The 14,169-nt window shown below is 72.0% G+C and carries 7 protein-coding genes; 6 read left to right on the top strand and 1 reads right to left on the bottom strand.

Annotated features, from left to right (window positions below; translation table 11 throughout):
- Positions 1 to 45: 45 nt before the first annotated feature.
- A complete protein-coding gene (locus ACK8OX_RS06165; protein ID WP_430663066.1) occupies positions 46 to 519 on the bottom strand; it encodes a DUF1127 domain-containing protein in 474 nt (157 codons plus the stop codon).
- An 86-nt stretch (positions 520 to 605) separates the two neighbouring features.
- Here ACK8OX_RS06165 and ACK8OX_RS06170 point away from each other — a divergent pair, with 86 nt between their 5' ends.
- The 6 genes from ACK8OX_RS06170 to ACK8OX_RS06195 all read left to right on the top strand — a co-directional run bounded on the left by ACK8OX_RS06170 (position 606) and on the right by ACK8OX_RS06195 (position 14,164).
- A complete protein-coding gene (locus tag ACK8OX_RS06170; protein ID WP_430663067.1) occupies positions 606 to 2,378 on the top strand; it encodes an aminopeptidase P family protein in 1,773 nt (590 codons plus the stop codon).
- 113 nt (positions 2,379 to 2,491) lie between these two features.
- Positions 2,492 to 3,565 (top strand): glycosyl hydrolase family 8, encoded by a 1,074-nt coding sequence (locus tag ACK8OX_RS06175; protein WP_430663068.1) that lies wholly within the window; start codon positions 2,492 to 2,494, stop codon positions 3,563 to 3,565.
- Positions 3,566 to 4,221: 656 nt separating this feature from the next.
- Positions 4,222 to 4,689 (top strand): hypothetical protein, encoded by a 468-nt coding sequence (locus ACK8OX_RS06180; protein WP_430663069.1) that lies wholly within the window; start codon positions 4,222 to 4,224, stop codon positions 4,687 to 4,689.
- Between the two features lie 24 nt (positions 4,690 to 4,713).
- On the top strand, positions 4,714 to 5,514 hold the full coding sequence (gene bcsQ, locus ACK8OX_RS06185) for a cellulose biosynthesis protein BcsQ (protein WP_430663070.1): 801 nt from the start codon (positions 4,714 to 4,716) through the stop codon (positions 5,512 to 5,514).
- Positions 5,511 to 10,295: a UDP-forming cellulose synthase catalytic subunit gene (gene bcsA / locus ACK8OX_RS06190; protein ID WP_430663071.1), complete on the top strand. Its 4,785-nt coding sequence runs from the start codon at positions 5,511 to 5,513 to the stop codon at positions 10,293 to 10,295. The genes bcsQ and bcsA overlap by 4 nt, the downstream gene beginning before the upstream one ends.
- Positions 10,292 to 14,164 (top strand): cellulose synthase subunit BcsC-related outer membrane protein, encoded by a 3,873-nt coding sequence (locus ACK8OX_RS06195; RefSeq protein ID WP_430663072.1) that lies wholly within the window; start codon positions 10,292 to 10,294, stop codon positions 14,162 to 14,164. The genes bcsA and ACK8OX_RS06195 overlap by 4 nt, the downstream gene beginning before the upstream one ends.
- Positions 14,165 to 14,169 lie beyond the last annotated feature (5 nt).

Below are 14,169 nucleotides of genomic sequence, written 5' to 3' on the forward strand. Positions count from 1 at the left end.
CATGGGGACCTTCAGGGGAGGGGCTTGGCCCCCATGGAATGGCCGTCAGGCCGCGCGGGGGCGTGCCCCACCCGGGACGGGCGCATTGGCATTGGCAGGCGTCTTGGCCGGAGCCCGGAATTCCGGTTCGAACACCCGGGCGATGTCGCCGCGCGTGAGGCCGATATCCGCCAGTTCGCGATCGGTCAGGCTGCGCAGGCTCTCATAGGTGCGGCGGCGCTCGGGCCAGTTCAGCAGTGCCTGGCCGACGCTGCCGAGAGCCTGACCGATGCGGGTGAAGGCGCTGCGCAGCGCCTTGGCAAGCGCCTCGTCACGGGCGCGCACCGCGGCCGCGCGGATCGCGTCGATCTCGCTGGTGGCAGCCGGGTTGAAGCTGGTGAACAGGCCGATCTGTTCCTGGTTTCGGCGGGGGTCCATGATGCTCTCTGTCGTGCGGCGTGGTCCGGAGGCCCCGATGGCCTGCTCGCGACCGCGCTTCGCAGGTGCAACATAGGTGTTTCCGCGCCACATCTGATGCATGGAGGTCACAGTAGAGGCATGCGAAAATCGCATGATTCCACAGCGTGTTATGTTTCAAGGTTAACGCTGGATACACCAAACCCGTGATGGATCACGTCCGACGCCTCTCCGCCCTTCGCGCCGAACTCGCCCGCCTCGGCGTCGACGGCATGCTCATCCCACGCGCCGATGACTTCCTCGGCGAATATGTTCCTCCGTCGGGGGAGAGGCTGGCCTGGCTGACCGGCTTCACCGGCAGCGCCGGCCTGGCGCTGGTCCTGCCGGACAGGGCCTTCCTGTTCGTGGATGGCCGTTACGTCACACAGGCGGCGGCCGAGACGGACCCGGTGCTCTGGCAGCGCCGGCACCTTGTCGAGCAGCCGCCGGCGGAGGTGTTGCGGACCGAGGCCGCCGGGCTCCGCATCGGGTTCGATCCCTGGCTTCATGCCGAAGCCGCGGTCGAGCGCCTCGGGGCCGGCGGGACGGCGCAACTTGTCCCGCTTTCCGTCAATCCCATAGATGCGGTGTGGCTGGACCGCCCGGCCGCGCCCGCGGCGCCAGCAACCGTCCACCCGCCCCGCCTTGCCGGCAGCGACGCGGCATCGAAGCGTGAGGCCGCCGCCGCAACTCTCCGCGATGCTGGCGAGACGGCGGTGGTGCTGGCCGATCCACACAGTGTCGCCTGGCTGTTCAACATTCGTGGCGCGGACCTCGCCTACACGCCGCTCATCCTGGCCCGCGCGATCCTGCGGAGCGATGCCGGGGCGGAGGTGTTCCTCGACCCGTCCCGCGCCGATGCGGAACTGCAGGCGCATCTCGGCAACGCCGTCGTGCTGCGGCCACCTTCGGAGTTCGAGGCCGCGCTCGGAGCCCTCGCCGGGCAGCGGGTGCGGATCGACCCGGACATCACGCCGGCATGGATCACCGGGCAGCTGCGCGCCGCCGGTGCGACCGCGGTCGCCGGTGACGACCCCTGCCGGCTGCCGCGTGCCTGCAAGAACGCGGCGGAGCAGGACGGCGCCCGGGCGGCGCATCGCCGCGACGCGGTGGCGCTGATCCGCTTCCTTGCATGGTTCGCGGCCCATGCGGCGGCAGGGGGCGAGACCGAGATGTCCGCCGCTGCGCGACTGCTGGCACTGCGGGCCGAAGGTTTCGACTTCGTAGGCGAGAGTTTCCCGGCCATCAGCGGCGCCGGCGAACACGGGGCGATCATCCATTACCGCGCGACGGCGGGCACCGACCGCCGGATCGGGCCCGACGAGGTCTACCTGCTCGACAGCGGTGCGCAGTACCGCGACGGCACGACCGATGTCACGCGCACGCTCTGGACGGGTCCGGGTGCTGCGCCCTCGGAGGTTGCGGAACGCTACACCCGCGTCCTTCGCGGGCACCTCGCGCTGTCCAGGCTGTGCTTCCCGGAAGGGGTCGCGGGGGCGCATCTGGACGCGATCGCGCGCGCGCCCCTGTGGCAGGCCGGTCTCGACTACGACCACGGGACCGGTCACGGGGTCGGCAGCTTCCTGTCCGTGCATGAAGGGCCGGCAGGCATCAGCCGGGCTGCCAGGCCGGTTCCCCTGCGGGCGGGCATGGTCCTGTCCAACGAGCCCGGATTCTACCAGCCGGGCGGCTATGGCATCCGGATCGAGAACCTGCTGCTGGTCCGCCCCGCCCCGGAACGCCCCGGGCAGACGAGGCCCTTCCTGCAATTCGAGACGCTGACCCTGCTGCCCTATGACCGTCACCTGATCCGGGCCGACATGCTGACGATGGAGGAGCGCGAACAGGTGGATACGTATCATGCACGCATCCTGCGCGACCTCGGGGACGCACTTCCCTCTGATGTGCGGGAGTGGCTGGCCAGATCCTGCGCGCCCCTGTAGACCGCCGGCCCGGCGAGACAACCTTAAGGAGAAATACATTAGACAGCAGGCCGCCCATCGTGTCCCATCGCGTGGTCAACGTCGGCTTCACAAACCCCTGCGATCCTTTCGCCATGATCCCTCCTTTCCCGCGTCGCCTGGTGCTGGCCCTGGCCGCTCTTCCCGCGGCGACGGGGCTGGCCGGCGCGCAACCTGCATCCCGCCCGACCGATCTGGCGGAGTGGCAGTCCTTCCGGACTCGTTTCGTTCGTGCCGATGGCCGCGTCATCGACACGGCGAATGGCGGCGTCTCGCACAGCGAAGGGCAAGGCTGGGGCCTGCTCTGCGCCGAGAGGGCAGGGGACCGCGCGTATTTCGACCTGATGCTGTCCTGGACGCGGCGGGTCCTCGCCCGGCGGCAGGACCACCTGTTCGCTTGGCGCTTCCGCCCGGACGGTTCCGGTGCCGGCAGCGTGGACGACCCCAACAATGCGACGGACGGCGACCTGATGATCGCCTGGGCGCTGCTCCGCGCCGGCCAGCGTTGGCGGGAGCCTGACTACCAGGCGCAAGGCACGGCGATCGCGCGCGACGTGCTGCGCCTGCTGGTCCGGCAGGTCGGGGATGACGTGGTGCTCCTGCCCGGCCTCAACGGCTTCGAGCAGCGCGAGCACATCATCATCAATCCGTCCTACTATGCCTTCCCCGCCCTCCGGGCGCTCGCGCAGGCGGTGCCCGACCCGCTGTGGCTGCGGGTGGCCGCGGACGGCCTCGGCCTGCTTCGGCGGGCGCGCTTCGGCCGCTGGGGGCTGCCCTCGGACTGGGTCGCCCTGCCGCGGGGGGGTGGCCGCCCAGCGCCGGCGCCAGGTTGGCCGCCGCGCTTCTCCTACGATGCGGTGCGTGTCCCGCTCTACCTCGCCTGGGCAGGGATGGCGCGGGAACCGGCGGCGATCGGTGCCGCGCGCTTCTGGACCGACCCGATCCACCCGAGGCTTCCGGCCTGGGTGGACCTGAATTCGGATGCCACCTCTCCCTACCTTGCTCCATCCGGTATCCGGGCGATCTCGCAGTTCATCGCGCTGCGGCAGGGCGAGGACGCGGCGGTGACGCCCCTGCCTGCGGTCGGGGAGGCGAAGGACTACTATTCGGCTGTGTTGACTCTCTTAACGCGTCTCGCGATGCGAGATTCGCTGACTACTTCGACATAGGTGTTGTCTCCCTCTACCGTACGGGTATTCCATAAACCTCGCGAACGCGGCATCGTGCGGACGCGCAGGGGGATTGGGGAATGGGGCAGGACACGGATGTAGCCCGGGTCGCCGCAGCATTGCGGGCGCCCGCCATCCGTTATCGCAGTTTCGGTAACGAACCGGTGCGTGCGCCCGCGCCCGCGCCGGATCCCGATTCGCTGGCGATGCAGCATCCCGGCTTCGATCCCGCCGCCCAGGCCGGGCAGCAACCTCCCCCTGCGCCCGCCTGGGCAGATCCGCAGCCCCCCGCGGTGGAGCCCCCGCCTGCCGAAGCGACGTGGTCCGCGCCGCCGACTCCAGGCTGGGCCAGTGATCCGGCCGTGCCGAGCTGGGCCGAGCCCACGGCCGCGCAATGGCAGGAGCCAGCCCCGCCGGAGCCTTCCTGGGTTGCGTCCCCACCTCCCCCGCCTGTCTACCGGGAAGCCGATCCGCCACCTGTTGAGGAGGCCCCGCAATGGGGTCATCCGCCGGCCGCCGCCCTCCAGGTGCCGGAGCCCTTGCCGCCTCCCGCCGAGCTGCCGCGGGCCGAGGCTTTGGCCGTGGCGCCTGCCCCCGCCTGGACCCCCGCCCCGGTCGCGGCGCCGGTGGCATCCGAACCCCGGCCCGAACCTGTGGTGCCCATCCCCGTGCCCGCCCCGGCAGCGATCCCCGTGGTGGCGAAGCCGGTCCAGCCCGAACCGCCGAAGCCCCCGACGGCGCATGTCGCGCCGCCGGAGATGACGCTGCTGCGTGCCATGGACCTGCTGGCGGAGCCCGCGTCCAGGCCGGTGGTGTCCACGCTGTCGAGCCTCGGCGGTGCGGACCCGCAGCCGGCCGTTGCGCGGTCCTCCGACACGGTGTCGTCCTACGCCTTCCCCCTCATCGATGCGCTGGACCTGCCCGGCGGCTTTCCGCTTCGCCGCGCCGCGGCTCCGCCGCGCGTGGCGGCGCCACCCGTCCCGCGGGCCCTGCCGGCAGTGTTGGCGGCGGCCGAGGTCGCGGCGCCTCTGCCTGAACTCTTCCGACTGCTCGCGGCCGGCCCGGCCGCCACTGATGACGCACTTGCCGCGCTGCGCCACCCCCCGCGCGCGGCTGGCAGCTGATACGACCGGAGGCTTCCCCCGACCATGCCCCTGATCTGTTTCGCATCCCCCAAGGGCGGTGTGGGCAAGACGACGCTCGCGGCCAACCTCGCCGATGCGCTGCAGCGCGACGGCCGCCGCGTGCTGGTCATCGACTTCGACCCGCAGAACACGCTTCGGCTGCATTTCGGCGTGCCGCTGACCGACATGGGCGGCTTCACGGCGGAACTGCCGCGCCGCCCGGACTGGCGCAGCTGCGTGCGGGAGACGCCTTCGGGCGTGATGGTGCTGCCGCATGGCGCGATGGAACTGCGCGGCGCGCTCGGCCTCGCCGCCGCGCTGGAGCGTGATCCGGAACTGCTGGCCGCGCCGATGCGCGCCATCCTCTCCGATCCCGGGCTGACCGTCATCGCCGATACCTCTCCTGGCCCTTCGCATGCGCTGGCGGTGCTGGTGCCGATGGCTTCGATGGTGATCGCGGTGCTGCAGGCGGAAGCGATCAGCGCCGCGCTGATCCCTGACATCGACAGCGGCCGCTTCCTCGGTTCGGGCACCATGGCGGCGCTGTTCGCGGGGCGGCTGCGGGTGGTGCTGAACGAGGTCGACCTCAATTCGCGCCTGTCGCGGGCCGCGGCGGATGCGGTCGCGCGCCATCTGGGCCCGCGGCTGCTGGGCGCGGTCAGCCGGGACGAGACCCTGGCCGAGGCGCTGGCCTGCCAGAAGCTGGTGCAGGAGATCGCGCCCGACAGCCGGGCAGCGGAGGATATCCGCGGCATCGCCCGCGCAGTGGAAGCGGCGATGCCGGCGGCCCCCGAAGGCTTCCAGATGGGCTGGGGCGCGCGATGAGCTTCGCCCACGCCCTGCGCCACAACCGCGCGTTCCGCGGGGGCGCCTGGGCATCCCGCTGGATCGCCTGGCCGGTCATGCTGCTGGGCGCGATCATCGCCCTGACCTTCATCGTCGCCCCGCTGGAGGCGGAGCAGCAGGCCTGGCTGGCGGTGGCGGGGTTCCTGCTGTTCATGGTGTGCAACCGCATCCCGGGGCGCGCCGTCACCATCTTCCTCGTGCTGCTGTCCTGCCTGGTGTCGCTGCGCTACATCCATTGGCGCCTGGTCGACACCCTCGAGTTCACCAGCTTCACGCAGACCTTCCTCGGCACCGGCCTGCTGCTGGCCGAGGTCTACGCCATCGCCTGCATGCTGCTTGCCTATTTCCAGGCGATCTGGCCGCTTGACCGCAAGCCGGTGCCGCTGCCCGACGACCCGGAGCAGTGGCCGACGATCGACGTGTTCATCCCCAGCTACAACGAGCCGCTCGAGGTGGTGAAGCCGGCGATCTACGGCGCCCTCGCGATGGACTGGCCGCGCCACAAGATGAACGTCTTCCTGCTGGATGACGGCCGCCGCGATGAGTTCCGCCGCTTCTGCGAGGAGGTGGGCTGCGGCTACGTCATCCGCCCCGACAACAAGGGTGCGAAGGCCGGCAACATCAACCATGCCCTGACGAAGACGTCCGGCGAATACATCGCCATCTTCGACTGCGACCATGTCGCCACCCGCGCCTTCCTGCAGCTGACCGTCGGCTGGCTGCTGCGCGACCGGGATCTCTGCATGGTGCAGACGCCGCACCACTTCTACTCGCCCGACCCGTTCGAGCGGAACCTGGCCTCCGGCCAGCGCGTGCCGAACGAGGGACTGCTGTTCTACGGACTGGTGCAGCAGGGCAACGATCTCTGGAACGCGACCTTCTTCTGCGGCTCCTGCGCGGTGATCCGGCGCGAGGCGCTCGAGGAGGTCGGCGGCGTGCCGACGCAGACCGTGACCGAGGACTGCCACTGCTCGCTGAAGATGCAGAAGCGCGGCTGGCGGACGGCCTATCTCCGCATCCCGCTCGCCGCGGGGCTCGCGACCGAACGCCTGATGCTGCACATCGGACAGCGCATGCGCTGGGCGCGCGGGATGATCCAGATCCTGCGGGTGGAAAACCCGCTGACCGGACGTGGCCTGCGCTGGTACCAGCGCAGCTGCTACTTCATGTCGCAGTTCCACTTCCTGTTCCCGCTGCCGCGCTTCGTGTTCCTGACCGCGCCGCTCGCCTTCCTGCTGTTCGGCGAGAGCATCATCGCCGCGAGTCCGCTCGCGATCCTCGCCTATGCCGGCCCCCACATCGTGCATTCCGTCGGCGCCACAAGCCGCCTGTCGGGGCATGTGCGGCACAGCTTCTGGTCGGAAATCTACGAAACCGTGCTGGCCCTCTACCTCATCCCCGTGATGCTCGCGACGCTGCTTGACCCGAAGAAGGGCAAGTTCAACGTGACCGACAAGGGCGGCACGCTCCAGGAAGGCTTCTTCGACCTGCGCGCGGTCGGGCCCAACATGGTGCTGGCGCTGGCGCTGATCGCGGGCGTGCTGTCGGGGATCTACGGTCTCACGACCAATCCGGTGGAGAGCCTGGACTTCCAGGCCTTCGCCCTGAACATGATCTGGGCCGTCCTGTCCTTCATCGTCGTGCTCGCCGGACTCGCCGTCGGCCGGGAACGCCGGCAGGTGCGGGAACGCGCGCGCGTCGGCGCAGTGGTTGCGGCGAATGTGGTGCTGGCGGATGGACGCGTGATCGAAGGCGAGACCATGGACCTCTCGCTGGGCGGCGCCGCCGTCGCGGCGGACCGGCCGGATGGCGTGTCCGACGATGCCGCCGTGACGCTCGAACTGGATGTCGGCCCCGAATGGGTCGCCATTCCGGCCGAGGTGCTGCGCTGGCAGGATGGCCGGATGCAGGTGCGGTTCGCCGCGCAGACGCTGCATGACGAGGGCAACATCGTGCGCGCCGTGCTCGGCCGCGCCGATGCATGGGTGGATTGGGACGACGTGCGCGAGGACAAACCGCTGCGCAGCCTGGCCGAGGTTGCGCGCTCCATCGGCGGCCTGTTCCGCGGGGACAGCCAGTTCAAGTTCTTCGTGCGGCGGACCCGCCGGGCGAAGCCCGTGCGCCAGGCTGGACCTGCCATCGACGCCGCGGAGGCGCCGACATCCGCAGAAGCGGCGCCGCAGACCCGCCGTGCCCGCGGCGAGAGCAGCGTGAGGCGTGCGGCCGCCATCGCGCTGATGCTGTGCCTCGCCGCGCCCGGCGCCGCCCTGGCGCAGGTGAACCTGCGCGGTGCGCCGCCGCCGCCGCAGCCCCTGCAGCCCGGTCCGCAGGGGCTGCCGCAGGCGCTGCCGCCGCAGTCCCCGGGGATCGGCACCTTCGGCGCGCCTTCCACCCAGGGCGGGGCCGTGCCCATCGCGCCCATGTCGTCCAGCCCCTTTGCCGCGCCGGGCGTGCAGGCGCCGGGCGCGCCGGCCTTCCCCGGGCAGCCGACCGTCCCGCTGGTGTCCGGCCCGATCGGGTCCACGAGCGCGAATACCGGCCTTCCGCCACTGCCCCAGGCGCAGCCCGGCTTCCTCGGCACCATGCCCTCCGTCGGCAGCTTCGGCACGCCGACCGGAGCCGTCGGCTCCTCCCGCACCGAGACCCGGACGCTTCGCCAGCTCGGCCTGCGAGCGCCGATGCAGATGCGCGGCACCTCGGACCTTCAGGGCGTGCTGTTCGGCATCCGCGGCGACGAGGTGGTGACCGGCGCGCGGCTGGTCCTGCAGGGCGCGACCTCGCCCGCGCTGATCCCGGAATACAGCCAGGTCAGCATGGCGCTGAACGAGCAGTTCGTCGGCGTCATCAACCCCGACCGCAACCGGCCCGCCTTCGGCCCGCTGGAATTCCCGATCAACCCGGTCTTCTTCGCCGACCTGAACCGGCTAAACTTCCGCTTCACCGGGCGCTACACGGTGGAGTGCAACGACCCTCTCTCCGGCCTGCTCTGGGCGAACATCTCGGATCTCTCGACCTTGCAGGTGACGCTGGAGCGGCTGCCGCTGCAGCGCGACCTGGCGCGTCTGCCGGAGCCCTTCTTCGACCCGCGGCTGCTGCGCGAACCGCTGGTGCTGCCGGTCGTGGTGGCCGAGGCGGCGGGCAATGACGTCCTGAAGGCGGCGGCGACGGTCGCGTCCTGGTTCGCGGTGCAGGCGGATTACCGCGGCGCGAGCTTCCCGGTCTCGTTCCAGGTGCCGCCGCGGGGCAATGCGGTGGTCATCGCCGGCGGGCAGGACAGCCTGCCGGGGGTTGCGCTGCCGCGCTTCGACGGGCCGACCCTGGCGCTGGTGCCGAACCCGTCGGACCCGCTCGGCCTGCTGCTGGTCGTCGGCGGCCGGACGGGCGCGGAGGCGGCGCAGGCCGCCGTCGTGCTCGCGGGCAGCCGGGAGGCGCTGGCGGGCGAGATCGCGGTGGTGCAGTCCGTGCGGATGCCGCCGCGCCAGCCCTATGACGCGCCGCGCTGGATCCGCAGCGACCGCCCGGTCCGCTTCGGCGAACTGGTGGATCCGTCCGAGCTCCAGGCCTTCGGCTATGCGCCGGGCCCGGTGGCCGTGCCGTTCCGCACGGCACCCGACCTCTACACCTGGCGCGGGCGTCCGCTGCCGGTCGACCTGCACTACCGCGCCCCGCCGGGCCCGATCATGGATGTGGCGGTCTCGCGCCTCGACGTCGCGCTGAACGACATCTTCCTCCGCAGCCTGCCGCTGCGCGACATGGAGCCGGGCTGGCCGCTCAACATCATCTCCCGCCAGTTCGTTCAGAGCGAGCGGCAGAGCGCGCGGTTCGGACTGCCGCCCTATCTCATCTTCGGCATGAACGAGGTGCAGCTCCGCTTCGACATGCGGCCGCTGCACCGCGGCGACTGCATCGCGGTCCCGGCCGATGTGCGCGCGGGGATCGACCCCGACAGCACCATCGACCTGACCGATGCCTACCGCTTCACGACCCTGCCGAACCTCGCCTTCTTCGCCGGCTCCGGCTTCCCCTTCACGCGGATGGCGGATTTCAGCGAGACGGCGGCGGTGCTGCCGGAGCGGCCGACGCAGCAGGAACTGTCGTCCTTCCTCACTCTGCTCGGCCGTCTGGCGGCGCATGTGGGCCATGCGACGACGGGGCTCGAGGTCGTTCGGGGCGGCGCGCTGGATGCCGTCGCGAACCGGGACCTGCTGGTGATCGGTGCGCTGGGGCGGCAGCCGGCGCTGAACACGCTGCTGCGCGACGGCCCGGTGACGCTGGAGGGCAACCGCCTGTCGGTCGCGCTTCCCGACGCCCTGGAAGGGTTCCGGAACCTGTTCCTGGGCGATGAGCCGCGCATCGCGCGGGAGCAGGCGCAGGCCCTGCTCGCCTCGCCCGGCGAGGGTTCGGGGGTGCTGATCGGCTTCGAGAGCCCGCTGCGGTCCGGGCGCTCCGTCGTGGCGCTCACCGGCACCACGCCGCAGGGGCTCGAGATGATGCTGGCCGCGCTCCGCGATCCCGAACAGGCGCCGAGGGTCCAGGGGGACCTGGCGATCCTGAGCGGCGGCCGCGTGAACGCCTTCAACCTCGGCAACCGCTACACGGTCGGCAGCCTGCCGCCGCATGTCTGGCCGCAGTATTTCCTCCAGACCCGGCCGGACCTGCTGCTGCTGCTGCTGATGGTCGCCTGCGCCATCGTGGCCGTTCCCGCCTACTGGGCCCTGCGTCGCCGCGCGGCCATCCGCCTCCGGACCCGAACCCCATGATCAGCTTCCGATCCGGCCTCCTCGCCTCGGCCCTGGTTGCCGCCGCGCTCGTCAGCGGGCCGGTCGCCGCGCAGGAACGTGGCATCGCCGCGCTGCTGGACCAGGCGAACTACTGGAAGCTGCAGAACCGCCCAGACCAGGTGGTCCGGACCCTGGAACGCGTCCTGCAATCGGATCCGCGCAACGCCGAAGCCCTGGCCGGGATCGCCGAGGCGCAGGCCCAGCTTGGCAACACCACCCAGGCGCAGGACGCGCTGGCGCGGCTGCGCAACATGGCGCCGGCCGATCCCCGCACGACGCAGGCGGATGTCGCCGTCCGCACCGCCACGGTGGACGCCGGCGCGCTGGCTCAGGCGCGCCAGCTGGCGCAAGCCGGCCGCAACGCCGAGGCGGTGGAGCGGTACCGCGCGCTGTTCCGTGGCCAAGTGCCGGACAGCTTCGCACTGGAATACTACCAGACGCTCGCCGGCACCGAAGGCGGCTGGCGGGAAGCGCGTGAGGGCCTGGCGCAGCTGGCCCGCCGCGCCCCGACGAACACCGCCGTGCAGCTCGCCCAGGCGCAGGTCCTGACGTACCGCGAGGAAACGCGGGCGCAGGGCATCGAGCAGCTTCGGCGGCTTTCCGGCCAGCCGGACAGCCAGCAATCCGCCACCGCCGCCTGGCGGCAGGCGCTGACCTGGATCGGCCCGGGGCCCGAGGCGATCCGGCCGCTGGAAGGCTACCTCCAGCAATTCCCGAACGACGCCGAGATCCAGCGCCGACTGGAGGAGGCACGGAACCCGCAGCCGGGCGCAGATGCCGCCGGGGATACCCGCGTCGCCGCCTGGCGGGCCTTCAACGCGAACCGCCTGCGCGAGGCGGAGGAGCGGTTCCAGGCCGTCCTCGCGACCGATCCGAACGACGCCGACGGGCTGGGCGGCATGGGGCTGATCCGGCTGCGGCAGGGCCGCCAAGCCGATGCCCGCCGCCTGCTCCAGGCCGCGATCGAGGCGGACCCGGCGCGACGCGCCTCCTGGGAGCGTGCGCTGCAGGGGGCGTCGCAGCGCGGCGGCCCGGCGGCGCCCGCCGGACAGGCCGCGCAGGGCGGCGGCGGTGGCGCCCCTGGACCGGACATCCAGCAGGCCCGCAACCTGGTCGAGGCGGGCAACTTCTCCCAGGCGGAGCCGCTGCTCGGCCGCATCCTCGCCCGCAACGGCGGCGATCGTCCGGACGCCGAGGCGCTGCTGGGCGACATCGCCCTCCGCCAGGGCAATGCCGGCGTGGCGGAGCAGCGCTACCGCGCGGCCCTGGCGCGGCGGGGCAATTTCGGCGCGGCCATGTCGGGCCTCGCCTCCGCCCTGCAAGCCCAGGGCAAGTTCGCGGAAGCCGAGGAGGTGTTTCGCCGGCTCGGCACGGTGCCGCAGCCACAGGTGCGCGCGGATGCGCTGCGCGCCGAAGCGCAGCGCACCGACGACCCGCAGGCGGCGGCGGCGTTGCTGCGGGGCGCGATCCAGTCCGATCCGTCCAACCCCTGGCCGCGGCTCGACCTTGCCCGGCTGCTGGCGCGGTCGGGCCAAGCCAGCGCGGCGCGCCAGCTGATCGACGAGAGCGTCGCCGGCCGCGCCCCGCCCGATGCGCTGCACGCAGCCGCCATCTTCGCCAATGAACAGGGCCGCCCGGCGGATGCGGTGCGCCTGCTGGAACGGCTGCCGGCCGGCCTGCGCAATGCCGACCAGAACCGCATGCTCGCCTCCGCGCGGGTGCAGGCGGAGGTGCGGGCGGCCGCGTCGCTCGCCACCCAGGGCCGCCGGCAGGAGGCGCGGACCCGCCTGCTCGCCATCGCGTCCCGCCCCGATCCGACCGGCGAGGCGGGGCCGGCCGTGGTGCGCGCGCTGAACGCCATGAACGATCCGGTCACGGCGCAGCAGGCCGCCCGAATGAATGCCATCGCGTCCCGCGGGCAGTCGCCCTCGGCGCAGCTGGCCGCGGCCGGCGCGCTGATGGAAGCCGGGCTCGACCAGGACGCCGCCCTCAGGGCGCAGCAGATCGATGCCGGCCGCCTGACCGCCGAGCAGCGCCGCACAGCCAGCAACCTGCAGGCGGGACTGGCCATCCGCGCCTCGGACCAGCTGAACCGCCAGGGCGACCAGGCGACCGCCTTCGAGGTGCTGGCGCCGACGCTGCGCCAGGACCCGCAGAACCCGGCGGCCAACCTCGCCCTCGCGCGGCTCTACCAGGGCGCGCGGGAGACCGAGCAGGCGCAGCGCGTCGCCGAGGCGGTGCTGTCGCGCAACCCGCGGGACACGGATGCGCGCCAGGCGGCGATGGATGCCGCGATCGCCAACCGCGACTGGGGCCGGGCGGAGGCGCTGCTTTCCGAAGGCCGCGCGCTGATGCCGAACGACCCGCGCATCGCGCTGCTGGAAGCCCGGCTGGCGCGGGGCTGGGGCGATGGCCGCCGGGCGCAGGCCGCGTTGCAGCAGGCCGCGCAGATGCGCCGCCAGCAGCTCGGCCTCGATGCGCAGCCGGCGCCCGGGATCCTGGGCGGCAACATGGTGCCGCAGGCGACGCTGCCGCAGCAGCCGACCAGCTACGACAACCCGTTCCGCCGCGTTCCGCTGTCGGGGCAGGGCGGTTCGCCGCAGGTCCAGCCGCAGCTGATGCAGGGCCAGCAATTCGCCCAGGCCATGGCGCCATCCGCCGCCACGCCGCCCGACCCGCTGCTGAACGAGATCACCCGGCAGATGCAGGAGGTGCGGGAGGAAGCGGCGCCGCGCATCACGCCGGCCTTCGGGCTCCGCACGCGGTCCGGCGATGCCGGCATCGACCGCCTGACCGAAACCCATGCCGGCGCGGAAGGCAGCATCGCCATGCCGGGAATCGGCGGGCGACTGACGGCGCGGGCCTCCGCGGTGAATGCGGATATCGGCAGCCTGTCGCAGAGCCTCGGCTCGGCCCGCCGCTTCGGCGGCAACCCGCTGACGCTTCCGGGCAACAACAACCCCGTCACGGCGCGACAGCTCCAGGCCGCGACGCAGACCGAGAGCAGCCAGTCCGGCGTCGCGCTTGGCCTCGCCTATTCGCGGCCGAACTTCACGGTCGACATCGGCACCACGCCGATGGGCTTTAACCAGGGCAACGTCGTCGGCGGCATCGAGATCGCGCCCGAGATCAGCGACGGCGTCCGTATCCGCATGACCGCGGAGCGGCGCGCGATGATGGACAGTCTCCTTGCCTGGGGCGGCCTGCGCGATCCGGCCTTCGGGCGCGAATGGGGCGGCGTGGTACGCACCGGCGGGCGCGTGCAGGTGGAATTCGCCAGCGGCGAGACGAATTTCTACCTCGCCGGCGGCTATTTCCGCTTCGATGGCGAAGGCGTCGCGGAGAACAGCCGCATCGAAGCCGGCGCCGGCTTCCAGACGCCGATCTGGCGCACGCCGACCGAGGAACTCGTCACGGGCCTCGACATCGTCTACTTCGCCTACGACAAGAACCTGCGCTTCTTCACGCTGGGTCATGGCGGCTACTTCAGCCCGCAGTCCTTCATCTCCGCGAACATCCCGCTGGACTATCGCGGGCGGTCGGGCAACTTCACATACCGCGTGGGCGCGACACTGGGGCTGACCACCTTCACCGAGGACCGGACCGAGGTGTTCCCGAACGATGCAGGGCTGCAGGCGCAGCTGAGCGGGCTCGCCGCCGGGTCGACCGGGGTGGACGCCTTCTATCCCGGCCAGACCAAGACCGGCCTGACCGGCGGCCTGCGCGGCGACCTCGAATACATGGTCACGCCGCAACTGCGGATCGGCGGCGCCCTGCGCTTCGACCAGGCGGCGGATTGGAGCGAGGCGCGCGGCATCGTGTATGCGCGCTACCGCTTCGACCGCTGAGCAGG

Origin of the sequence: Falsiroseomonas sp. CW058 (assembly GCF_050563535.1) — a bacterium.
GTDB lineage: Bacteria > Pseudomonadota > Alphaproteobacteria > Acetobacterales > Acetobacteraceae > Falsiroseomonas.

Bases quoted from the DNA above. Each gene is read 5' to 3' on its own strand.
- ACK8OX_RS06165 (WP_430663066.1), bottom strand. From the start codon at position 519: ATGCATCAGATGTGGCGCGGAAACACCTATGTTGCACCTGCGAAGCGC.
- ACK8OX_RS06170 (WP_430663067.1), top strand. From the start codon at position 606: ATGGATCACGTCCGACGCCTCTCCGCCCTTCGCGCCGAACTCGCCCGC.
- ACK8OX_RS06175 (WP_430663068.1), top strand. From the start codon at position 2,492: ATGATCCCTCCTTTCCCGCGTCGCCTGGTGCTGGCCCTGGCCGCTCTT.
- bcsQ (WP_430663070.1), top strand. From the start codon at position 4,714: ATGCCCCTGATCTGTTTCGCATCCCCCAAGGGCGGTGTGGGCAAGACG.
- bcsA (WP_430663071.1), top strand. From the start codon at position 5,511: ATGAGCTTCGCCCACGCCCTGCGCCACAACCGCGCGTTCCGCGGGGGC.
- ACK8OX_RS06195 (WP_430663072.1), top strand. From the start codon at position 10,292: ATGATCAGCTTCCGATCCGGCCTCCTCGCCTCGGCCCTGGTTGCCGCC.